Below are 21,235 nucleotides of genomic sequence, written 5' to 3'. Positions count from 1 at the left end.
CGCAGAAGGTTGTGAAAGGTCATCAGGCAGGGCTATTGTAATCAAAGGGAATGACGATATTCGTCCCATAAGGAGTTTTTCTTGATTACACATATTAGCCCGCTTGGCTCCATGGATATGTTGTCGCAGCTGGAAGTGGATATGCTTAAACGCACCGCCAGCAGCGACCTCTATCAACTGTTTCGCAACTGTTCACTTGCCGTACTGAACTCCGGTAGTTTGACCGATAACAGCAAAGAATTGCTGTCTCGTTTTGAAAATTTCGATATTAACGTCTTGCGCCGTGAACGCGGCGTAAAGCTGGAACTGATTAATCCCCCGGAAGAGGCTTTTGTCGATGGGCGAATTATTCGCGCTTTGCAGGCCAACTTGTTCGCGGTCCTGCGTGACATTCTCTTCGTTTACGGGCAAATCCATAACACCGTTCGTTTTCCCAACCTGAATCTCGACAACTCCGTCCACATCACTAACCTGGTCTTTTCCATCTTGCGTAACGCTCGCGCGCTGCATGTGGGTGAAGCGCCAAATATGGTGGTCTGCTGGGGCGGTCACTCAATTAACGAAAACGAGTATTTGTATGCCCGTCGCGTCGGAAACCAGCTGGGCCTGCGTGAGCTGAATATCTGCACCGGCTGTGGTCCGGGAGCGATGGAAGCGCCGATGAAAGGTGCTGCGGTCGGACACGCGCAGCAGCGTTACAAAGACAGTCGTTTTATTGGTATGACAGAGCCGTCGATTATCGCCGCTGAACCGCCTAACCCGCTGGTCAACGAATTGATCATCATGCCGGATATCGAAAAACGTCTGGAAGCGTTTGTCCGTATCGCTCACGGCATCATTATCTTCCCTGGCGGTGTGGGTACGGCAGAAGAGTTGCTGTATTTGCTGGGAATTTTAATGAACCCGGCCAACAAAGATCAGGTTTTACCATTGATCCTCACCGGCCCGAAAGAGAGCGCCGACTACTTCCGCGTACTGGACGAGTTTGTCGTGCATACGCTGGGTGAAAACGCGCGCCGCCATTACCGCATCATCATTGATGACGCCGCTGAAGTCGCTCGTCAGATGAAAAAATCGATGCCGCTGGTGAAAGAAAATCGCCGTGATACAGGCGATGCCTACAGCTTTAACTGGTCAATGCGCATTGCGCCAGATTTGCAAATGCCGTTTGAGCCGTCTCACGAGAATATGGCTAATCTGAAGCTTTACCCGGATCAACCTGTTGAAGTGCTGGCTGCCGACCTGCGCCGCGCGTTCTCCGGTATTGTGGCGGGTAACGTAAAAGAAGTCGGTATTCGCGCCATTGAAGAGTTTGGTCCTTACAAAATCAACGGCGATAAAGAGATTATGCGTCGTATGGACGACCTGCTACAGGGTTTTGTTGCCCAGCATCGTATGAAGCTGCCAGGCTCAGCCTACATCCCTTGCTACGAAATCTGCACGTAATCTCCGCTCCCCCGGTGACGTTTGTTGCCGGGTTTTCTCGTTTTTGGTCACTTACTCATCAACTCATTTCATTTGTTATATGAATGTTTCTTACCACCCTCACGCGACAAATATCATCACAGTTAATATGTCATACAATTTATGTTGCAACGCAAACGTTTCCCTATTTTCATAAACCGTATTTTATCGCTATGAAAAAGAAATTATCGCCATGATTAACTAAAAGTATTGATTTTTTCAGTTCAACCTACATATATTGCGCGCCCCGGAAGAAGTCAGATGTCGTTTAATGGGCAAATATTGCCCTTAAATTCTCTTTTACTTTTGATTTACAGAGTAAAGCGTTGGGATAATCTATCTTCCAAGTAGATTATTGTATTTGGGATCAAGATCACTGATAGATACATAACTTGTGTGTATCTTTCCGCCCTCAAATTATTACGGCGGTAAATGATTAAGCCATCGCCGATAGACAGATTTCATTTTTACGGTCAGGCACCTTCCCGGGCTGAACTGGCTAAAAGCTGAATTATTTGCATTCCTCCAGGAGAAATAGATGGAAACGACTCAAACCAGCACGATTGCGTCGAAAGACTCTCGTAGTGCCTGGCGCAAGACAGACACCATGTGGATGCTGGGCCTTTACGGCACGGCAATCGGCGCGGGCGTGCTGTTCCTGCCAATCAACGCCGGTGTTGGCGGTATGATCCCGCTGATCATCATGGCTATCCTTGCGTTCCCGATGACGTTTTTTGCTCACCGCGGCCTGACTCGCTTCGTACTGTCTGGTAAAAACCCGGGCGAAGACATCACCGAGGTTGTAGAAGAACACTTTGGTATTGGCGCAGGTAAACTGATTACCTTGCTCTATTTCTTCGCTATCTACCCGATCCTGCTGGTTTATAGCGTAGCAATCACCAATACAGTTGAAAGCTTCATGTCTCACCAGCTGGGTATGACACCACCGCCGCGTGCGATTCTGTCGCTGATCCTGATCGTGGGTATGATGACCATCGTTCGCTTCGGTGAGCAGATGATCGTTAAAGCGATGAGTATTCTGGTATTCCCGTTTGTTGGCGTACTGATGCTGCTGGCTCTGTACCTGATCCCGCAGTGGAACGGCGCAGCACTGGAAACGCTGTCTCTGGACACTGCATCTGCAACCGGGAACGGTCTGTGGATGACCCTGTGGCTGGCAATTCCGGTAATGGTGTTCTCGTTCAACCACTCTCCGATCATCTCTTCTTTCGCCGTTGCGAAGCGTGAAGAGTACGGCGATATGGCAGAACAGAAATGCTCGAAGATCCTTGCATTCGCACACATCATGATGGTGCTGACCGTAATGTTCTTCGTCTTCAGCTGCGTACTGAGCCTGACTCCGGCAGACCTGGCTGCGGCTAAAGAGCAGAACATCTCGATTCTGTCTTACCTGGCTAACCACTTTAACGCACCGGTTATCGCGTGGATGGCTCCGATTATCGCGATTATCGCTATCACCAAATCCTTCCTCGGCCACTACCTGGGCGCACGTGAAGGCTTCAACGGTATGGTGATTAAATCTCTGCGTGGTAAAGGTAAGTCTATCGAAATCAACAAGCTGAACCGTATCACTGCGCTGTTCATGCTGGTAACGACCTGGATTGTTGCCACCCTGAACCCGAGCATCCTGGGTATGATTGAAACCCTGGGCGGCCCAATCATCGCGATGATCCTGTTCCTGATGCCGATGTACGCAATTCAGAAAGTACCGGCAATGCGTAAGTACAGCGGTCACATCAGCAACGTATTCGTTGTCGTGATGGGTCTGATTGCAATCTCCGCAATCTTCTACTCTCTGTTCAGCTAAGTCCTTTCGCGCCGCTTTCGGGCGGCGCTTCCTCCGTTTTAACGCGATGTATTTCCTATGATTAGCGTATTCGATATTTTCAAAATCGGCATTGGCCCTTCCAGTTCTCATACCGTTGGACCAATGAAAGCGGGTAAACAATTTACCGACGATCTGATTGCCCATAATCTGCTTAAAGACGTGACCCGCGTGGTGGTTGACGTGTACGGCTCGCTCTCTCTGACCGGTAAAGGCCACCACACTGATATCGCCATTATTATGGGCCTGGCGGGTAACCTGCCGGATACCGTGGATATCGATTCCATCCCTGGTTTTATTCAGGATGTGAATACTCATGGTCGCCTGATGCTGGCAAACGGTCAGCATGAAGTGGAGTTCCCGGTTGATCAGTGCATGAACTTCCATGCAGACAACCTTTCTCTGCATGAAAACGGTATGCGCATTACCGCGCTGGCGGGCGATAAAGTCGTTTACAGCCAGACTTACTACTCTATTGGCGGTGGCTTTATCGTTGATGAAGAGCATTTTGGCCAGCAGAATAGCGCACCGGTTGAAGTTCCTTATCCGTACAGTTCAGCAGCCGATCTGCAAAAACATTGTCAGGAAACCGGGCTGTCACTCTCTGGCCTGATGATGAAAAATGAGCTGGCGCTGCACAGCAAAGAAGAGCTGGAACAGCACCTGGCGAACGTATGGGAAGTCATGCGTGGCGGTATTGAGCGCGGTATTTCCACCGAAGGCGTGTTGCCTGGCAAACTGCGCGTTCCACGCCGTGCTGCGGCACTACGCCGGATGCTGGTCAGCCAGGATAAAACCACCACTGACCCGATGGCGGTTGTTGACTGGATCAACATGTTTGCACTGGCAGTGAACGAAGAGAACGCTGCTGGCGGACGCGTGGTGACTGCGCCGACTAACGGTGCGTGCGGGATTATCCCGGCAGTGCTGGCGTACTACGACAAGTTTATCCGCGAAGTGAACGCTAACTCACTGGCTCGTTACCTGCTGGTAGCCAGTGCCATTGGTTCTCTTTATAAGATGAACGCGTCAATTTCTGGTGCTGAAGTCGGCTGCCAGGGTGAAGTTGGTGTGGCGTGCTCAATGGCGGCGGCTGGTCTGGCAGAGCTGTTAGGTGCAAGCCCGGCGCAGGTGTGCATCGCGGCGGAAATCGCCATGGAGCACAACCTCGGTCTGACGTGTGACCCGGTCGCCGGACAGGTCCAGGTGCCATGCATCGAGCGTAACGCCATTGCGGCAGTAAAAGCGGTGAACGCCGCACGTATGGCGCTACGCCGTACCAGCGAGCCGCGCGTCTGCCTCGATAAAGTTATCGAAACCATGTACGAAACAGGTAAAGATATGAACGCCAAGTACCGCGAAACCTCTCGCGGCGGCCTGGCAATGAAGATCGTTGCCTGCGATTAATCGCTCTCCAGAGGCCTCGTTTTGCGAGGCCTCTTCCCGATTTCTCATCCAGCCGTAGCCTGTTCCGGCATCGAATGTTACCCTTATCGCCTGATCTTTAAGGGGGTTATCGTGGCTGTTCATTTGCTTATTGTCGATGCACTGAATCTTATTCGTCGCATTCATGCCGTTCAGGGATCGCCCTGTGTCGAAACCTGCCAGCATGCGCTCGATCAGCTCATTATGCACAGCCAGCCAACCCACGCGGTCGCCGTTTTTGATGATGAAAACCGCAGTAGCGGCTGGCGTCATCAGCGTTTACCAGATTACAAAGCGGGTCGACCGCCAATGCCGGAAGAGTTGCACGACGAGATGCCTGCATTACGCGCCGCCTTTGAGCAACGCGGCGTCCCGTGCTGGTCAACCAGCGGCAACGAAGCCGATGACTTAGCCGCCACGCTGGCGGTCAAAGTGACACAGGCCGGGCATCAGGCAACGATTGTTTCGACAGATAAAGGCTACTGTCAGTTACTTTCACCGACATTACGTATTCGTGATTACTTCCAGAAACGTTGGCTGGATGCGCCATTTATCGATAAAGAATTTGGCGTTCAACCGCAGCAGTTGCCCGATTACTGGGGACTTGCGGGGATCAGCAGTTCAAAGGTACCGGGTGTTGCGGGAATCGGACCAAAAAGCGCCACGCAGCTGCTGGTCGAGTTTCAGAGTCTGGAAGGGATATATGAGAATCTGGATGCGGTTGCCGAAAAGTGGCGCAAAAAATTAGAAACCCATAAAGAGATGGCGTTTCTGTGCCGCGATATTGCCCGCTTACAAACCGATTTGCATATCGACGGCAATTTACAGCAATTGCGGTTGGTACGGTAACGGCGAGCCGGATACGCCGCAAACGTCGTATCCGGCATTATCACATCAGCGCATTTACCAGGCGGTATGGTAAAGCTCTACAATATCCTCAAGCGTTGCTTCACGCGGGTTGCCACCGGTACAAACATCATTCAGTGCCGCCTGCGCCAGTGCCGGAATGTCTTCCTTGCGTACCCCAACATCACGCAAATGTGGCGGAATACCGACATCACGGTTGAGAGCAAACACCGCTTCAACAGCGGCATTACGCGCCTCTTCCAGGCTCATACCTTCCACTTTCACGCCCATAACGCGCGCGATATCGCGGTACTTCTCACCGGTAAAGTCAGCGTTATAGCGCATGACATGCGGTAGCAGGATGGCGTTTGCAACACCGTGTGGAGTGTTATAAAACGCGCCCAGTGGATGCGCCATACCATGCACCAACCCTAACCCAACATTCGAGAAGCCCATACCCGCAACATACTGCCCGAGCGCCATTTCTTCTCCGGCATCCTTATCACCAGCAACCGATCCTCGCAGCGCCCCAGCAATGATTTCAATCGCTTTAATGTGCAGTGCATCGGTTAGCGCCCACGCGCCACGGGTAATATACCCCTCAATAGCATGAGTGAGCGCATCGACACCCGTCGCAGCTTTCAGCGCTGGAGGCATACCATCCATCATGTCAGCGTCAATAAACGCCACCTGCGGGATATCATGCGGATCAACGCAAACAAACTTGCGCCGTTTCTCTTCGTCAGTGATCACGTAGTTAATGGTCACTTCTGCCGCAGTACCTGCTGTGGTAGGAATTGCCAGAATCGGTACACTGGGTTTATTGGTCGGGGAAAGCCCTTCCAGGCTACGCACATCGGCAAACTCCGGGTTGTTGCTGATAATGCCAATCGCTTTACAAGTATCCTGTGGAGAACCACCACCAATAGCGATCAGGTAATCCGCGCCGCTATTCTGGAATACACCGAGCCCTTCTTTGACGACAGTAATTGTTGGGTTGGGCACTACGCCGTCGTAAATCGCCCATGCCAGCCCTGCAGCATCCATCTTATCGGTCACTTTCGCCACCACGCCGCATTGCACCAGCGTTTTATCGGTGACGATCAGCGCCTTCTGATAACCACGGCGTTTCACCTCATCGGTTAAAGCCCCAACAGCACCCCGACCAAACCATGCCGTTTCGTTCAGAATCATTCTGTTAGCCATCATCCTTCTCCTTGTTGCTTTACGAAATTACTCTTCAATCCGTAACCCATAGGTTTTGAATTTCTCCAGCACTACGGCAATCTCTTCATCGCTCAGCACTGGCACCGGGTCCGTAATCGCCAGGGTCGTCAGGTAAAGTTGCGCCAGCACTTCAACTTCATGCGCCAGCCATAACGCTTTTTCCAGATTCACCTCACAAGCGATAAGCCCATGATGTTGTAACAAAGTTGCCTTACGATTTTTGAGAGCCAGCGCAACATGTTCAGAAAGTTCGCGTGTTCCAAAGGTCGCATAAGGCGCGCAAGGAATAGAATTACCGCCAGCCGCCGCAATCATGTAGTGAATAGCGGGGATCGGTCGGTTAAGAATGGAAACTGCTGTGCAATGAACGGCATGATTGTGAACAACCGCGTTGGCATCCGGTCTGCTTTGATAGGCCGCCATATGGAAACGCCATTCGCTTGAGGGGAGCTTTCCTTCCTCATGTTTACCGTTGCCATCAATAAAGACAATATGCGACTCCGTCAGTTTTTCATATGGAATGCCTGTAGGCGTAATCAGCATCCCATCCTGATAACGTACACTGACGTTCCCCGCTGTCCCCTGGTTCAGTCCCAGGCGGGTCATTTCCAGGCAAGTGTCAATAATCTGACGAGCAAGTTTATTTCGTTCCATTAGCTACCTCTCTCTGATTCAAAACAGGGCAATAATGTTGTTCCTTTCACACTATTGAATTAGCCGTTTAATTACCCACCATCTTCTTCCTGATTAACCAGAAAGAAATTCACAAGCTTATATTTTGTGACCTGGTTCAACTAATCACAGTAAATAACTGCAAGTTCTCTTTTTATAACCCCATTAAAAATGACCGCTCTTAAAAATATTTATCAAAACGGTCATTTTTCTATTCACTCAAGCCAGGAATGCCCGTTTTCGGCATAAACAATTAATACGGTCATCTGGTTTGTGTTTTTTATGATTTATTTTCTGAAACGGGCATGAAATTTCGATTATTAAAGTGATGGTAGTCACATAAAGTCACCTTCCAGCTAATAAGTGTGACCGCCGTCATATTACAGAGCGTTTTTTATTTGAAAATGAATCCATGAGTTCATTTCAGACAGGCAAATATTCACTGATATGAAGCCCGAACTCGCTGGTTTTGCACTTTTGAAAACATAACCGATTACGTGCTTAAGCTTCTGAACCTAAGAGGATGCTATGGGAAACACATCAATACAAACGCAGAGTTACCGTGCGGTAGATAAAGATGCAGGGCAAAGCAGAAGTTACATTATTCCATTCGCGCTGCTGTGCTCACTGTTTTTTCTTTGGGCGGTAGCCAATAACCTTAACGACATTTTATTACCTCAATTCCAGCAGGCTTTTACGCTGACAAATTTCCAGGCTGGCCTGATCCAATCGGCCTTTTACTTTGGTTATTTCATTATCCCAATCCCTGCTGGGATATTGATGAAAAAACTCAGTTATAAAGCAGGGATTATTACCGGATTATTTTTATATGCCTTGGGCGCTGCATTATTCTGGCCCGCTGCAGAAATAATGAACTACACCTTATTTTTAGTTGGCCTATTTATTATTGCAGCCGGATTAGGTTGTCTGGAAACTGCCGCAAACCCTTTTGTTACGGTATTAGGGCCGGAAAGCAGTGGTCACTTCCGCTTAAATCTTGCGCAAACATTTAACTCGTTTGGCGCAATTATCGCGGTTGTCTTTGGGCAAAGTCTTATTTTGTCTAACGTGCCACATCAATCGCAAGACGTTCTCGATAAAATGTCTCCAGAGCAATTGAGTGCGTATAAACACAGCCTGGTATTATCGGTACAGACACCTTATATGATCATCGTGGCTATCGTGTTACTGGTCGCCCTGCTGATCATGCTGACGAAATTCCCGGCATTGCAGAGTGATAATCACAGTGACGCCAAACAAGGATCGTTCTCCGCATCGCTTTCTCGTCTGGCGCGTATTCGTCACTGGCGCTGGGCGGTATTAGCGCAATTCTGCTATGTCGGCGCACAAACGGCCTGCTGGAGCTATTTGATTCGCTACGCTGTAGAAGAAATTCCAGGTATGACTGCAGGCTTTGCCGCTAACTATTTAACCGGAACCATGGTGTGCTTCTTTATTGGTCGTTTCACCGGTACCTGGCTCATCAGTCGCTTCGCACCACACAAAGTCCTGGCCGCCTACGCATTAATCGCTATGGCACTGTGCCTGATCTCAGCCTTCGCTGGCGGTCATGTGGGCTTAATAGCCCTGACTTTATGCAGCGCCTTTATGTCGATTCAGTACCCAACAATCTTCTCGCTGGGCATTAAGAATCTCGGCCAGGACACCAAATACGGTTCGTCCTTCATCGTTATGACCATCATTGGCGGCGGTATTGTCACTCCGGTCATGGGTTTTGTCAGTGACGCGGCGGGCAACATCCCCACTGCTGAACTGATCCCCGCACTCTGCTTCGCGGTCATCTTTATCTTTGCCCGTTTCCGTTCTCAAACGGCAACTAACTGAACATATTTTCCGAATAAAGTGAGGAATCTGTAATGAAAAAAATCAGCTTACCGAAAATTGGTATCCGCCCGGTTATTGACGGTCGTCGCATGGGTGTTCGTGAGTCGCTTGAAGAACAAACAATGAATATGGCGAAAGCTACGGCCGCACTGCTGACCGAGAAACTGCGCCATGCCTGCGGAGCTGCCGTCGAGTGTGTCATTTCCGATACCTGTATCGCGGGTATGGCTGAAGCCGCTGCTTGCGAAGAAAAATTCAGCAGTCAGAATGTAGGCCTCACCATTACGGTAACGCCTTGCTGGTGCTATGGCAGTGAAACCATCGACATGGATCCAACCCGCCCGAAAGCCATTTGGGGCTTTAACGGCACTGAACGTCCCGGCGCTGTTTACCTGGCAGCGGCTCTGGCAGCTCACAGCCAGAAAGGCATCCCGGCATTCTCCATTTACGGTCATGACGTTCAGGATGCCGATGACACATCGATTCCTGCCGATGTTGAAGAAAAACTGCTGCGCTTTGCCCGCGCCGGTTTGGCCGTCGCCAGCATGAAAGGTAAAAGCTATCTGTCGCTGGGCGGCGTTTCGATGGGTATCGCCGGTTCTATTGTTGATCACAACTTCTTTGAATCCTGGCTGGGAATGAAAGTCCAGGCGGTGGATATGACCGAACTGCGTCGCCGTATCGATCAGCAGATTTACGACGAAGCCGAACTGGAAATGGCGCTGGCCTGGGCTGATAAAAACTTCCGCTATGGCGAAGATGAAAATAACAAACAGTATCAACGTAATGCCGAGCAAAGCCGCGCAGTTCTGCGCGAAAGTTTACTGATGGCGATGTGTATCCGCGACATGATGCAAGGCAACAGCAAACTGGCCGATATTGGTCGCGTGGAAGAATCACTTGGCTACAACGCCATCGCTGCGGGCTTCCAGGGGCAACGTCACTGGACCGATCAATATCCCAATGGTGACACCGCCGAAGCGATCCTCAACAGTTCATTTGACTGGAATGGCGTGCGCGAACCCTTTGTCGTGGCGACCGAAAACGACAGTCTTAACGGCGTGGCAATGCTAATGGGTCACCAGCTCACCGGCACCGCTCAGGTATTTGCCGATGTGCGTACCTACTGGTCACCAGAAGCAATTGAGCGTGTAACGGGGCATAAACTCGATGGACTGGCAGAACACGGCATCATCCATTTGATCAACTCAGGTTCTGCTGCGCTGGACGGTTCCTGTAAACAACGCGACAGCGAAGGTAACCCGACGATGAAGCCACACTGGGAAATCTCTCAGCAAGAGGCTGACGCTTGCCTCGCCGCTACCGAATGGTGCCCGGCGATCCACGAATACTTCCGTGGCGGCGGTTACTCTTCCCGCTTCCTTACCGAAGGCGGCGTCCCGTTCACCATGACTCGTGTCAACATCATCAAAGGCCTGGGACCGGTACTGCAAATCGCGGAAGGCTGGAGCGTGGAATTGCCGAAGGATGTGCATGACATCCTCAACAAACGCACCAACTCAACCTGGCCAACCACCTGGTTTGCACCGCGCCTCACCGGTAAAGGGCCGTTTACGGATGTGTACTCGGTAATGGCGAACTGGGGCGCTAACCATGGGGTTCTGACCATCGGCCACGTTGGCGCTGACTTTATCACTCTCGCCTCCATGCTGCGTATCCCGGTATGTATGCACAACGTTGAAGAGACCAAAGTGTATCGTCCTTCTGCCTGGGCTGCGCACGGCATGGATATTGAAGGCCAGGATTACCGCGCTTGCCAGAACTACGGCCCGTTGTACAAGCGTTAATACATTACTCCCTGATGTGATGCCCGGTCGCTCCGGCTACCGGGCCTGAACAAGCAAGAGTGGTTAGCCGGATAAGCAATGTTATCCGGCTATATTGCAGGAGCGATTATGAAACAAGAAGTTATCCTGGTACTCGACTGTGGCGCGACCAATGTCAGGGCCATCGCGGTTAATCGGCAGGGAAAAATTGTTGCCCGCGCCTCAACGCCTAATGCCAGCGATATCGCGATGGAAAACAACACCTGGCACCAGTGGTCTTTAGACGCCATTTTGCAACGCTTTGCTGATTGCTGTCGGCAAATCAATAGTGAACTAACTGAATGCCACATCCGCGGTATCGCCGTCACCACCTTTGGTGTGGATGGCGCTCTGGTAGATAAGCAAGGCAATCTGCTCTATCCGATCATTAGCTGGAAATGTCCGCGAACAGCAGCGGTTATGGACAATATTGAACAGTTGATCTCCGCACAGCGGTTGCAGGCTATTTCTGGCGTCGGAGCCTTTAGTTTCAATACGTTATATAAGTTGGTGTGGTTGAAAGAAAATCATCCACAACTGCTGGAACGCGCGCACGCCTGGCTCTTTATTTCGTCGCTGATTAACCACCGTTTAACCGGCGAATTCACTACTGATATCACGATGGCCGGAACCAGCCAGATGCTGGATATCCAGCAACGCGATTTCAGTCCGCAAATTTTACAAGCCACCGGTATTCCACGCCGACTCTTCCCTCGTCTGGTGGAAGCGGGTGAACAGATTGGTACGCTACAGAACAGCGCCGCAGCAATGCTCGGCTTACCCGTTGGCATACCGGTGATTTCCGCAGGTCACGATACCCAGTTCGCCCTTTTTGGCGCTGGTGCCGACCAAAATGAACCCGTGCTCTCTTCCGGTACATGGGAAATTTTAATGGTCCGTAGCGCCCAGGTTGATACTTCGCTGTTAAGTCAGTACGCCGGTTCCACCTGCGAACTGGATAGCCAGGCAGGGTTGTATAACCCAGGTATGCAATGGCTGGCATCCGGCGTGCTGGAATGGGTGAGAAAACTGTTCTGGACGGCTGAAACACCCTGGCAAATGTTGATTGAAGAGGCTCGTCTGATCGCGCCTGGCGCGGATGGCGTAAAAATGCAGTGTGATTTATTGTCGTGTCAGAACGCTGGCTGGCAAGGAGTGACGCTTAATACCACGCGGGGGCATTTCTATCGCGCGGCGCTGGAAGGGTTAACCGCGCAATTACAGCGCAATCTACAGATGCTGGAAAAAATCGGGCACTTTAAAGCCTCTGAATTATTGTTAGTCGGCGGAGGAAGTCGCAACACATTGTGGAATCAGATTAAAGCCAATATGCTTGATATTCCGGTAAAAGTTCTCGACGACGCCGAAACGACCGTCGCAGGAGCTGCGCTGTTCGGTTGGTATGGCATAGGGGAATTTAACAGCCCGGAAGAAGCCCGCGCGCAGATTCATTATCAGTACCGTTATTTCTACCCGCAAACTGAACCTGAATTTATAGAGGAAGTGTGAAATGCTGAAAACAATTTCGCCGTTAATTTCTCCCGAACTATTGAAAGTGCTGGCAGAGATGGGACATGGAGATGAAATTATTTTTTCCGATGCTCACTTTCCCGCCCATTCGATGGGACCGCAGGTGATCCGCGCTGATGGCCTGTTGGTGAGCGACTTGCTCCAGGCGATTATCCCGTTATTTGAACTGGACAGTTATGCACCGCCGCTGGTGATGATGGCAGCGGTAGAAGGTGACACTCTCGATCCTGAAGTAGAACGACGTTACCGTAATGCGCTTTCACTACAAGCCCCGTGTCCTGACATCATCCGCATCAATCGTTTTGCGTTTTATGAACGGGCGCAAAAAGCCTTTGCGATCGTTATCACAGGCGAACGAGCGAAGTACGGGAATATTCTTTTAAAAAAAGGGGTAACACCGTAATCTCATACCGGTACGCCCGCATGACGCGGGCGGTTATCGAATGATGGGGTGAAAAATATGAAAGCGGCACGCCAGCAAGCGATAGTCGACCTGCTGCTGAACCATACCAGCCTGACCACGGAAGCTCTCTCTGAACAGCTAAAGGTCAGTAAAGAAACCATTCGTCGCGATCTCAATGAATTACAGACGCAGGGTAAAATTCTGCGCAATCATGGACGCGCTAAATATATCCACCGTCAAAATCAAGACAGTGGCGATCCCTTTCACATCAGGCTGAAAAGCCATTATGCGCATAAAGCAGATATCGCGCGCGAGGCGCTCGCGTGGATTGAAGAAGGGATGGTGATAGCCTTAGACGCCAGTTCAACTTGCTGGTATCTGGCACGCCAGTTGCCTGACATCAACATTCAGGTCTTCACCAATAGCCATCCGATTTGCCATGAACTCGGTAAACGCGAACGCATTCAACTGATCAGTTCCGGCGGCACACTTGAGCGCAAATATGGCTGTTACGTCAATCCCTCGCTGATTTCCCAACTTAAATCGCTGGAAATCGATCTGTTTATTTTTTCTTGTGAAGGGATCGATAGCAGCGGCGCACTGTGGGACTCCAATGCCATCAACGCTGATTACAAATCGATGCTATTAAAACGTGCCGCGCAATCGTTGTTATTGATTGATAAAAGTAAATTTAATCGTTCAGGGGAAGCCCGCATCGGGCATCTGGATGAGGTAACGCACATTATTTCTGATGAGCGCCAGGTTGCAACTTCTTTGGTAACAGCCTGACGGAAAGGGTAGCAGGCCGGAAACGACGCCCCGGCCTTGCCTGTTATCGCTCGTCGCGACGACCACCCACCGCAGCCCAGATGCGGCGGACGTGCACCGTCACTTCTTCGCGATCGTGATACAACTGCCGTGCCTGAATCTGAGCATTTATGCCATGTTCATCAAGCTGTGCCTGAATATACGCCAAATTGTGTGACACTTCTTCGTAGCGTTTTTTCATCGGCAGTTTGAGGTTGAAAATGGTTTCACGGCACCAGCCATTAACCAGCCACTGCGCCATCAATGCCGCAACTTTCGCCGGTTTTTCAACCATATCGCATACCATCCAGGAGATATTGCTGCGTGTCGGACGGAATTTAAACCCGTCTTCCCGCAGCCACGTCACCTGCCCGGTATCCATCAGACTTTGCGCCATCGGGCCGTTGTCGACGGAATAAACCCACATGTTGCGCTTCACCAGTTGGTAGGTCCAGCCGCCTGGGCAAGCGCCCAAATCCACCGCCCACATCCCGTTCGCCAGGCGTTCATCCCACTCATCCGCAGGAATAAACACATGAAATGCCTCTTCCAGTTTGAGCGTAGAACGACTCGGCGCATCTGCCGGAAATTTCAGGCGCGGAATGCCCATATAGAACGGCGAATTATTGTTGCTGTATGAGTAACCGGTATAGCAGCAGCCTGGTGCAATGAAGAATACATGCACTACCGGACGCTTCGGCGTTTCATAGTTCGCCAGCACCCCGGCATCGCGCAAGGCAGCGCGTAGCGGCACGGTGAATTTACGGCAGAATTTCAGCAACTCTTTGCTTTCGTTGGTATCGGCAACTTCAACACGCAGTTCACCGCCCTTCTCTACTACGCCCTGTAACATGCCGACAATGGGGGTAATACGATCTTCTGGCGGCAAATGCTGCAGGAGTTCCCCCACCACAAACCACTGGCGGGCAAAAATTAATGAACTGAACGGCAGCTCACGGATTAACTTATCGCCATCATCAGGTTGATAACATTCATAAATGACATAACCCGCATTCTCTTTCACGCGGGCAAAACCGAAAATTTCCCGCTGGCCGGCTTTATCGGTAATTTCTGCGGCGCACTCTTTTTCAAAGCCCGGACGGCACAGCAATACAACCTTATTCATGACTTACGCCCTTGCGCTTTAAACGGATAGCACCAACTAACATTAACGCCCAGCCCGCAAGGAAGCTCACGCCGCCAACCGGAGTGACAAACGCCCACAAACGCAGATGGGACAGTGCCAGGCAATAAAGGCTGCCGCTGAACAGCACCGTGCCTAACGCGAGGAAAACGCTACTCCAGTAAAACCAGATACTGATGCGACGCTGCATTGCCACCGCCAGACCTAAGATCGCCAGAGTATGAAACGCCTGGTATTCGAGGCCGGTCTGGATCCAGCCCATCTCAACGGCCCCCATGGTTTTACTTAACACATGCGCGCCAAAAGCGCCCAGAGCCACAAAAATGAAGCCGCTAATGGCGGCGAAAATCAGCATAAAACGGCTGGTCATGGTCGTACCCTACGTAAATTATTGTTCATAACGAAAGCGGAATTTTTCTTGTTCAGCAGCGGCTTTCGCCAGGATCCATTGGCGAAAGGCGGCTATTTTACCCAGTTCTGCCTGGCTGTCATGACAAACCAGATAAAAAGCGTTTTTACTGACCAGAACATCATTAAACGGGCAAACAAGACGTCCGGCCTCGATTTCAGATTGCGCCATCACGTTATTTGCCAGCGCCACTCCCTGCCCGTGAATAGCCGCTTGCAGCACCATGGCGCTATGACTAAAAATTGGCCCTTGCTGAACGTTGATATGATTTAACCCCAACTGTCGGGTATATGTCTGCCAGTCACGGCGTGACGCATCATGTAATAACGTATGTTTAGCCAGATCTTCCGGGGTCTTCAAGGGTTTTTCGCCTGTCAGCAGTAGCGGCGAACACACCGGCAATAAATATTCGGCGTACAGTTTTTCCACCCGTAGCCCCGGCCAGTTGCCCCGACCATAAAATATCGCCACATCAACATCATCCGCCAGCTTATCTTCCTGACGATCAACCGCCTGGATTCGAACGTCAATTCCCGGATAAGCTGAATTAAAGCTGGAAAGTCGCGGAACCAACCAATGAATGGCGAAACTGGGGAGTAAACTGACCGTCAACGCCCCCTTGGCGCTACGGGCCTGGAGTTTACGCGTCGCTTCGGTTAATTGCGAAAATATCTCTTTGATATCGAGGAAATAGCTTTGCCCTTCCTCGGTCAGCAGGAGTGAACGATTACGGCGGCGGAACAGTTTTAGCCCCAAAAAATCCTCAAGAGACTTGATTTGATGACTTACTGCGGCCTGGGTCACAAAAAGCTCTTCTGCTGCGCGAGTGAAACTTAAATGGCGTGCTGCGGCATCAAAAACTCGTAAGGCATTTAGCGGTGGTAATCGTTTAGACATGGCTTTTAAACTTTGATGTTAAATGAATTTAACAATTAGATCACACTATGTAACCTATTAGTTTTTTTAATCTGAGCCATTATAAATTGTCCGTTGAGCTTCTACCAGCAAATACCTATAGTGGCGGCACTTCCTGAGCCGGAACGAAAAGTTTTATCGGAATGCGTGTTCTGGTGAACTTTTGGCTTACGGTTGTGATGTTGTGTTGTTGTGTTTGCAATTGGTCTGCGATTCAGACCATGGTAGCAAAGCTACCTTTTTTCACTTCCTGTACATTTACCCTGTCTGTCCATAGTGATTAATGTAGCACCGCCTAATTGCGGTGCTTTTTTTTACCTTGCGATCGCGAATTACTGATCCAGTTCGACCATCTCTTTCACGTCAGTACGGTTGATCTGCTGTTTGTTGCCATTAGCGTCTTTATACGAAATCATACCGGTATCGTTATCAGTCTGTGGTTTGCCGTCAGAGACGATGGTACGTCCGTCATTGGTGTGCATCACATAGTTCGAACCGGAACAGGCGCTCAGGGCAAAAGTCAGCATACAGGCAGAAATAATTGCGGCAGTCTTTTTCATCATCTTCTCCTTAAAGCGATTAATAAATCTTAATAGTATTGATTAACAGGCTAAAATTAACGCCTAACACTATTCAGCATATGTTACTTACGCGGCTTCGCCAGGATATCCAGATAATTCTGATGGTTAGCACTCTCCTTGTATCAAAGTGAATTTTGCGTCACGATCGGTGCATCAAGCCGAGGAGTACCATGAACGTTTTTAATCCAGCGCAGTTTCGCGCCCAGTTTCCCGCACTACAGGATGCGGGCGTCTATCTCGACAGCGCCGCGACCGCGCTTAAACCTGAAGCCGTGGTTGAAGCCACCCAACAGTTTTACAGTCTGAGCGCCGGAAACGTCCATCGCAGCCAGTTTGCCGAAGCCCAACGCCTGACCACGCGTTATGAAGCTGCACGAGAGAAAGTGGCGCAATTACTGAATGCACCGGATGATAAAACTATCGTCTGGACGCGCGGCACCACTGAATCCATCAACATGGTGGCACAATGCTATGCGCGTCCGCGTCTGCAACCGGGCGATGAGATTATTGTCAGCGTGGCAGAACACCACGCTAACCTCGTCCCCTGGCTGATGGTCGCCCAACAAACTGGAGCCAAAGTGGTGAAATTGCCGCTTAATGCGCAGCGACTGCCGGATGTCGATTTGTTGCCAGAACTGATTACTCCCCGTAGTCGGATTCTGGCGTTGGGTCAGATGTCGAACGTTACTGGCGGTTGCCCGGATCTGGCGCGAGCGATTACCTTTGCTCATTCAGCCGGGATGGTGGTGATGGTTGATGGTGCTCAGGGGGCGGTGCATTTCCCCGCAGATGTTCAGCAACTGGATATCGATTTATATGCTTTCTCTGGTCACAAACTGTATGGCCCGACGGGTATCGGCGTGCTGTATGGCAAATCAGAACTGCTGGAAGCGATGTCGCCCTGGCTGGGTGGCGGCAAAATGATTCACGAAGTGAGTTTTGACGGCTTCACGACTCAATCTGCGCCGTGGAAACTGGAAGCAGGAACGCCAAATGTGGCTGGTGTCATAGGATTAAGCGCGGCGCTGGAATGGCTGGCAGATTACGATATCAACCAGGCAGAAAGTTGGAGTCGCAGCCTGGCGACGCTGGCGGAAGATGCGCTGGCAAAACGTCCAGGCTTTCGTTCATTCCGCTGCCAGGATTCCAGCCTGCTGGCCTTTGATTTTGCTGGCGTTCATCACAGCGATATGGTGACGCTGCTGGCGGAGTACGGTATTGCCCTGCGCGCCGGGCAGCATTGCGCTCAGCCGCTACTGGCAGAATTAGGCGTAACCGGCACACTGCGCGCCTCTTTTGCGCCATATAATACAAAGAGTGATGTGGATGCGCTGGTGAATGCCGTTGACCGCGCGCTGGAATTATTGGTGGATTAATGACGAACCCGCAATTCGCCGGACATCCGTTCGGCACAACCGTAACCGCAGAAACGTTACGCAATACCTTCGCACCGTTGACGCAATGGGAAGATAAATATCGCCAGTTGATCATGCTGGGGAAACAGCTTCCGGCTTTGCCAGACGAGTTAAAAGCGCAGGCTAAAGAGATTGCCGGATGCGAAAACCGCGTCTGGCTGGGATATACCGTGGCTGAAAACGGTAAAATGCACTTCTTTGGCGACAGCGAAGGACGTATAGTGCGCGGCCTGCTGGCGGTGCTGTTGACTGCCGTTGAGGGGAAAACCGCCGCCGAATTGCAGGCACAGTCGCCGCTGGCATTGTTTGATGAGCTGGGATTGCGTGCGCAGATTAGCGCCTCACGTAGCCAGGGGTTAAATGCGTTAAGCGAGGCGATTATCGCTGCGACGAAGCAGGTTTAAGCACAGAACCGGGTCGGATAAGACGTTCGCGTCTCATCCGACCTGATTGTTTAACCCTGACGCGCCGCTTTCGCCATCATCTTCTTCAGCGCATGAGAAACCGCAACAAACCCAAAGGTGGCGGTCACCATCGTTGCCGCGCCAAATCCAGATGCACAATCCATCCGCTTTGGCCCTTCTGCCGTGGCTTTCATCGCACACACCGTACCGTCTGACTGCGGGTACACCAGCGCTTCAGTAGAAAACACGCAATCCACGCCGAGCTTACCTTTACTGTTTTTCACTACGCCAAAATCGCTTTTCAGGCGCTCGCGCAACTTCGCCGCCAGCGGATCCTGAATCGTTTTCGCCAGATCGGTAACCTGAATCTGCGTCGGGTCAATCTGCCCACCCGCGCCACCGGTCGTGACCAGCGGGATTTTATTGCGCCGACAATAAGCAATCAGCGCCGCTTTGGGCCGTACACTATCAATGGCATCAATCACGTACGAATAACCCACGCTCATATACTGCGCTACGTTATCCGGCGTCACGAAATCATCCACCACCGTTACACGGCACTCCGGGTTAATCTGGCGAATACGTTCCGCCATGACTTCCGCTTTTGCCAGCCCAACGTTATCGCGCAGGGCATGAATTTGCCGATTGGTATTGGTGACGCACACATCATCCATATCGATAAGCGTGATTGCGCCAATCCCCGTGCGCGCCAGCGCTTCCGCCGCCCAGGAACCGACACCGCCAATACCGACCACACAAATATGCGCGTCAGCAAACAGTTGCAACGCTTTTTCACCATACAGACGCGCTGTGCCACCAAAACGCTGACGCCATGCATCACTAATTACCACAGACATAGCACCTCAGAATTAAAAAGGGCGAGGTTATCCCTCACCCTAAACGCATAAATGCCTGATGCGCTACGCTTATCAGGCCTACATAACTCCTGCAATATTTTGGATTTGCATGATTTGTAGGCCGGATAAGGCGTTCACGCCGCATCCGGCATGAACAACGCGCACTTAGTCAATAATCAGGATGTGAGGTTATCCCTCACCCTGTCATATCCGTAAAAACGGCATACAGAATATCACATCAGCCGCTAAAGACGTTACCTGCGCCCGGGGCGGTTTTCAGCACCCAGACACGTCCATAGTGGTTGTACCAACCTGCGCGGTGCCCGGCTTCCGGCCCGATCCCTTGATAGATATCGAAGTGTTGGCCTTTGATTGCGCCACCGACATCCAGCGCCACCATCAGACGCAATTCGTACTGACCATTAAATTTGCCGTTATTATCCAGCAGCGGCACTTCTGCCAGCAAGGTTGTACCTGGCGGAATAATGGAACGATCAGAGGCAACAGAAGCACGGCCAACCAGCGGCACCGCACTTGCCCCTTTCACCGGTGCAAAAGATTGCGGTTTAAAGAAGACGAAAGACGGGTTCTGTTCCAGCAGCTCGCGAACCTCGGCTTCACTGTGTGTTTCGCCCCAGTGACGAATCGCCTGCATCGACATATCTTCTTTTTTCACTTCGCCACGGTCGATCAGCACCTTACCAATGCTGCGATAGGCATGACCGTTTTTCCCTGCATAGCTGAAAAAGTTAAGCGGACTGCCATCACCAAAGTCGATATACCCACTACCCTGCACATCCATAATGAAGTTATCCATCAGAGAGTTGCTGTAAGCGAGGATGTACTTATCGCTCAATGCACCCGCGTAGATCTCCGCACGAGACGGCAGACGACCACGTTTTGGCGGCATACGGTAAATAGGATACTGAAACTCGCCCTGGCGGGTATGGCGCGCCTGAATTACTGGTGTGTAATAACCGGTAAACTGCACGTTACCATAGTTGTCGGCACCTTCCATCTGCCAGGCATCAATGCCGAACTGACGCATATTGCGGGTATCACCGCCTGCGCGCAGCCACTCTTGTACCGCGTTATAAACATTACTCTGGTTGCCATACAGACGCGGTGACGAATTACGGATATGGTTAATTTGCTCGGCAAAATCACCGGCGTTAATCGGCGCGCCAACGGCATCTGGCTGGTTCACCAGAGAGAAAGGCTGGGTAAATTTCCCGTCTTTATATTGCTGTCCGCGATCGGTTGGTTTGGAAGAGCAGGCGGCAAGCATTGCCACAACCGTGCCCATAAGAAGGTACTTTACCCAACGTCCTTTCATTGTTCTCTTCTTCAGGTTAAAAAATAAGGCGCAACGAAGATAACAAACCGCCGCGTTTAATGAAATGAGCAGCCTCTCCCTGACGCAAATTTTGCACAAAAAATAGGCTTTAGTGATTTGTTTTTGTTCAAAATCATGCCAAATCCGTGATCGGGGTAAAAAAAAGGTTGCATGAAAACGCGAGCGGAGTATAGTGCGCATCCACGGACGCGGGGTGGAGCAGCCTGGTAGCTCGTCGGGCTCATAACCCGAAGGTCGTCGGTTCAAATCCGGCCCCCGCAAC

General features: G+C 51.0%; 19 protein-coding genes and 1 tRNA gene. 12 read left to right on the top strand and 8 right to left on the bottom strand.

Annotated elements, in window-relative coordinates:
- Positions 1-81: 81 nt before the first annotated feature.
- The 4 genes from ppnN (at position 82) to xni (ending at position 5,584) form a co-directional block, all read left to right on the top strand.
- Positions 82-1,446 carry a nucleotide 5'-monophosphate nucleosidase PpnN gene (gene ppnN, locus RTW80_RS13080; protein ID WP_000627995.1) on the top strand — a complete coding sequence of 455 codons (1,365 nt, stop codon included), beginning with the start codon at positions 82-84 and terminating at the stop codon, positions 1,444-1,446.
- Between the two features lie 556 nt (positions 1,447-2,002).
- Entirely contained in the window at positions 2,003-3,292 is a 1,290-nt protein-coding gene (sdaC, locus tag RTW80_RS13075; RefSeq protein WP_000450476.1) for an HAAAP family serine/threonine permease SdaC, read from the top strand.
- Positions 3,293-3,349: 57 nt separating this feature from the next.
- Complete coding sequence (gene sdaB / locus RTW80_RS13070) at positions 3,350-4,717, top strand: L-serine ammonia-lyase II (RefSeq protein ID WP_000626368.1); 1,368 nt, start codon at positions 3,350-3,352, stop codon at positions 4,715-4,717.
- Between the two features lie 111 nt (positions 4,718-4,828).
- Complete coding sequence (gene xni, locus RTW80_RS13065) at positions 4,829-5,584, top strand: flap endonuclease Xni (protein ID WP_000268232.1); 756 nt, start codon at positions 4,829-4,831, stop codon at positions 5,582-5,584.
- 54 nt (positions 5,585-5,638) lie between these two features.
- Here xni and fucO read toward each other — a convergent pair whose 3' ends face one another.
- Both fucO and fucA read right to left on the bottom strand, forming a co-directional pair.
- Positions 5,639-6,787: a lactaldehyde reductase gene (fucO, locus tag RTW80_RS13060; protein WP_000013591.1), complete on the bottom strand. Its 1,149-nt coding sequence runs from the start codon at positions 6,785-6,787 to the stop codon at positions 5,639-5,641.
- Between the two features lie 27 nt (positions 6,788-6,814).
- Positions 6,815-7,462 carry an L-fuculose-phosphate aldolase gene (fucA, locus tag RTW80_RS13055; RefSeq protein ID WP_000440775.1) on the bottom strand — a complete coding sequence of 216 codons (648 nt, stop codon included), beginning with the start codon at positions 7,460-7,462 and terminating at the stop codon, positions 6,815-6,817.
- A 546-nt stretch (positions 7,463-8,008) separates the two neighbouring features.
- Here fucA and fucP point away from each other — a divergent pair.
- From fucP to fucR, 5 genes are all read left to right on the top strand, one after another.
- Positions 8,009-9,325, top strand: coding sequence for an L-fucose:H+ symporter permease (fucP, locus tag RTW80_RS13050; RefSeq protein ID WP_000528603.1), 1,317 nt, complete (start codon positions 8,009-8,011; stop codon positions 9,323-9,325).
- A 32-nt stretch (positions 9,326-9,357) separates the two neighbouring features.
- On the top strand, positions 9,358-11,133 hold the full coding sequence (gene fucI / locus RTW80_RS13045; RefSeq protein ID WP_000724176.1) for an L-fucose isomerase: 1,776 nt from the start codon (positions 9,358-9,360) through the stop codon (positions 11,131-11,133).
- Positions 11,134-11,241: 108 nt separating this feature from the next.
- On the top strand, positions 11,242-12,660 hold the full coding sequence (fucK, locus tag RTW80_RS13040) for an L-fuculokinase (RefSeq protein ID WP_000808374.1): 1,419 nt from the start codon (positions 11,242-11,244) through the stop codon (positions 12,658-12,660).
- A 1-nt stretch (position 12,661) separates the two neighbouring features.
- Positions 12,662-13,084: an L-fucose mutarotase gene (fucU, locus tag RTW80_RS13035; protein ID WP_000920840.1), complete on the top strand. Its 423-nt coding sequence runs from the start codon at positions 12,662-12,664 to the stop codon at positions 13,082-13,084.
- Positions 13,085-13,141: 57 nt separating this feature from the next.
- Positions 13,142-13,873 (top strand): L-fucose operon activator, encoded by a 732-nt coding sequence (gene fucR, locus RTW80_RS13030; RefSeq protein ID WP_000642344.1) that lies wholly within the window; start codon positions 13,142-13,144, stop codon positions 13,871-13,873.
- Between the two features lie 43 nt (positions 13,874-13,916).
- Here the strand turns inward: fucR and rlmM are convergent, their stop codons facing one another.
- From rlmM to RTW80_RS13010, 4 genes are all read right to left on the bottom strand, one after another.
- Complete coding sequence (gene rlmM / locus RTW80_RS13025) at positions 13,917-15,017, bottom strand: 23S rRNA (cytidine(2498)-2'-O)-methyltransferase RlmM (protein ID WP_001045520.1); 1,101 nt, start codon at positions 15,015-15,017, stop codon at positions 13,917-13,919.
- Positions 15,010-15,405, bottom strand: a complete 396-nt coding sequence (locus RTW80_RS13020) for a DUF423 domain-containing protein (protein WP_000203905.1) — start codon at positions 15,403-15,405, stop codon at positions 15,010-15,012. Before RTW80_RS13020 ends, rlmM begins: the two co-directional genes overlap by 8 nt.
- An 18-nt stretch (positions 15,406-15,423) precedes the next feature.
- Positions 15,424-16,341, bottom strand: coding sequence for a glycine cleavage system transcriptional regulator GcvA (gene gcvA / locus RTW80_RS13015; RefSeq protein ID WP_000044401.1), 918 nt, complete (start codon positions 16,339-16,341; stop codon positions 15,424-15,426).
- A 350-nt stretch (positions 16,342-16,691) separates the two neighbouring features.
- Positions 16,692-16,919, bottom strand: coding sequence for a YgdI/YgdR family lipoprotein (locus tag RTW80_RS13010; RefSeq protein WP_000750398.1), 228 nt, complete (start codon positions 16,917-16,919; stop codon positions 16,692-16,694).
- A 191-nt stretch (positions 16,920-17,110) separates the two neighbouring features.
- Here RTW80_RS13010 and csdA point away from each other — a divergent pair, with 191 nt between their 5' ends.
- Together csdA and csdE are read left to right on the top strand one after the other, a co-directional pair.
- Positions 17,111-18,316, top strand: coding sequence for a cysteine desulfurase CsdA (csdA, locus tag RTW80_RS13005; RefSeq protein WP_001338858.1), 1,206 nt, complete (start codon positions 17,111-17,113; stop codon positions 18,314-18,316).
- Positions 18,316-18,759: a cysteine desulfurase sulfur acceptor subunit CsdE gene (gene csdE, locus RTW80_RS13000; protein WP_312719270.1), complete on the top strand. Its 444-nt coding sequence runs from the start codon at positions 18,316-18,318 to the stop codon at positions 18,757-18,759. The genes csdA and csdE overlap by 1 nt, the downstream gene beginning before the upstream one ends.
- 50 nt (positions 18,760-18,809) lie before the next feature.
- Here csdE and tcdA read toward each other — a convergent pair whose 3' ends face one another.
- Both tcdA and mltA read right to left on the bottom strand, forming a co-directional pair.
- On the bottom strand, positions 18,810-19,616 hold the full coding sequence (tcdA, locus tag RTW80_RS12995; protein WP_000117728.1) for a tRNA cyclic N6-threonylcarbamoyladenosine(37) synthase TcdA: 807 nt from the start codon (positions 19,614-19,616) through the stop codon (positions 18,810-18,812).
- A gap of 238 nt (positions 19,617-19,854) precedes the next feature.
- On the bottom strand, positions 19,855-20,952 hold the full coding sequence (gene mltA, locus RTW80_RS12990) for a murein transglycosylase A (RefSeq protein ID WP_000678646.1): 1,098 nt from the start codon (positions 20,950-20,952) through the stop codon (positions 19,855-19,857).
- A 208-nt stretch (positions 20,953-21,160) separates the two neighbouring features.
- On the opposite strand from mltA, the gene RTW80_RS12985 reads away from it, so the two are divergent.
- Positions 21,161-21,234: transfer RNA gene (locus RTW80_RS12985), tRNA-Met, on the top strand.
- Position 21,235 lies beyond the last annotated feature (1 nt).

Source organism: Escherichia sp. AM3 (assembly GCF_032029835.1).
GTDB lineage: Bacteria > Pseudomonadota > Gammaproteobacteria > Enterobacterales > Enterobacteriaceae > Escherichia > Escherichia coli.
This window is presented reverse-complemented; position numbering and strand designations above follow the sequence as displayed.

What these genes read in the sequence shown, in the direction of transcription:
- fucK (WP_000808374.1), top strand. Translation starts at nt 11,242, where the DNA reads ATGAAACAAGAAGTTATCCTGGTACTCGACTGTGGCGCGACCAATGTC.
- sdaC (WP_000450476.1), top strand. Translation starts at nt 2,003, where the DNA reads ATGGAAACGACTCAAACCAGCACGATTGCGTCGAAAGACTCTCGTAGT.
- fucR (WP_000642344.1), top strand. Translation starts at nt 13,142, where the DNA reads ATGAAAGCGGCACGCCAGCAAGCGATAGTCGACCTGCTGCTGAACCAT.
- fucA (WP_000440775.1), bottom strand. Translation starts at nt 7,462, where the DNA reads ATGGAACGAAATAAACTTGCTCGTCAGATTATTGACACTTGCCTGGAA.
- fucO (WP_000013591.1), bottom strand. Translation starts at nt 6,787, where the DNA reads ATGGCTAACAGAATGATTCTGAACGAAACGGCATGGTTTGGTCGGGGT.
- mltA (WP_000678646.1), bottom strand. Translation starts at nt 20,952, where the DNA reads ATGAAAGGACGTTGGGTAAAGTACCTTCTTATGGGCACGGTTGTGGCA.
- csdA (WP_001338858.1), top strand. Translation starts at nt 17,111, where the DNA reads ATGAACGTTTTTAATCCAGCGCAGTTTCGCGCCCAGTTTCCCGCACTA.
- csdE (WP_312719270.1), top strand. Translation starts at nt 18,316, where the DNA reads ATGACGAACCCGCAATTCGCCGGACATCCGTTCGGCACAACCGTAACC.
- fucI (WP_000724176.1), top strand. Translation starts at nt 9,358, where the DNA reads ATGAAAAAAATCAGCTTACCGAAAATTGGTATCCGCCCGGTTATTGAC.
- rlmM (WP_001045520.1), bottom strand. Translation starts at nt 15,017, where the DNA reads ATGAATAAGGTTGTATTGCTGTGCCGTCCGGGCTTTGAAAAAGAGTGC.
- RTW80_RS13020 (WP_000203905.1), bottom strand. Translation starts at nt 15,405, where the DNA reads ATGACCAGCCGTTTTATGCTGATTTTCGCCGCCATTAGCGGCTTCATT.
- fucU (WP_000920840.1), top strand. Translation starts at nt 12,662, where the DNA reads ATGCTGAAAACAATTTCGCCGTTAATTTCTCCCGAACTATTGAAAGTG.
- gcvA (WP_000044401.1), bottom strand. Translation starts at nt 16,341, where the DNA reads ATGTCTAAACGATTACCACCGCTAAATGCCTTACGAGTTTTTGATGCC.
- tcdA (WP_000117728.1), bottom strand. Translation starts at nt 19,616, where the DNA reads ATGTCTGTGGTAATTAGTGATGCATGGCGTCAGCGTTTTGGTGGCACA.
- RTW80_RS13010 (WP_000750398.1), bottom strand. Translation starts at nt 16,919, where the DNA reads ATGAAAAAGACTGCCGCAATTATTTCTGCCTGTATGCTGACTTTTGCC.
- sdaB (WP_000626368.1), top strand. Translation starts at nt 3,350, where the DNA reads ATGATTAGCGTATTCGATATTTTCAAAATCGGCATTGGCCCTTCCAGT.
- fucP (WP_000528603.1), top strand. Translation starts at nt 8,009, where the DNA reads ATGGGAAACACATCAATACAAACGCAGAGTTACCGTGCGGTAGATAAA.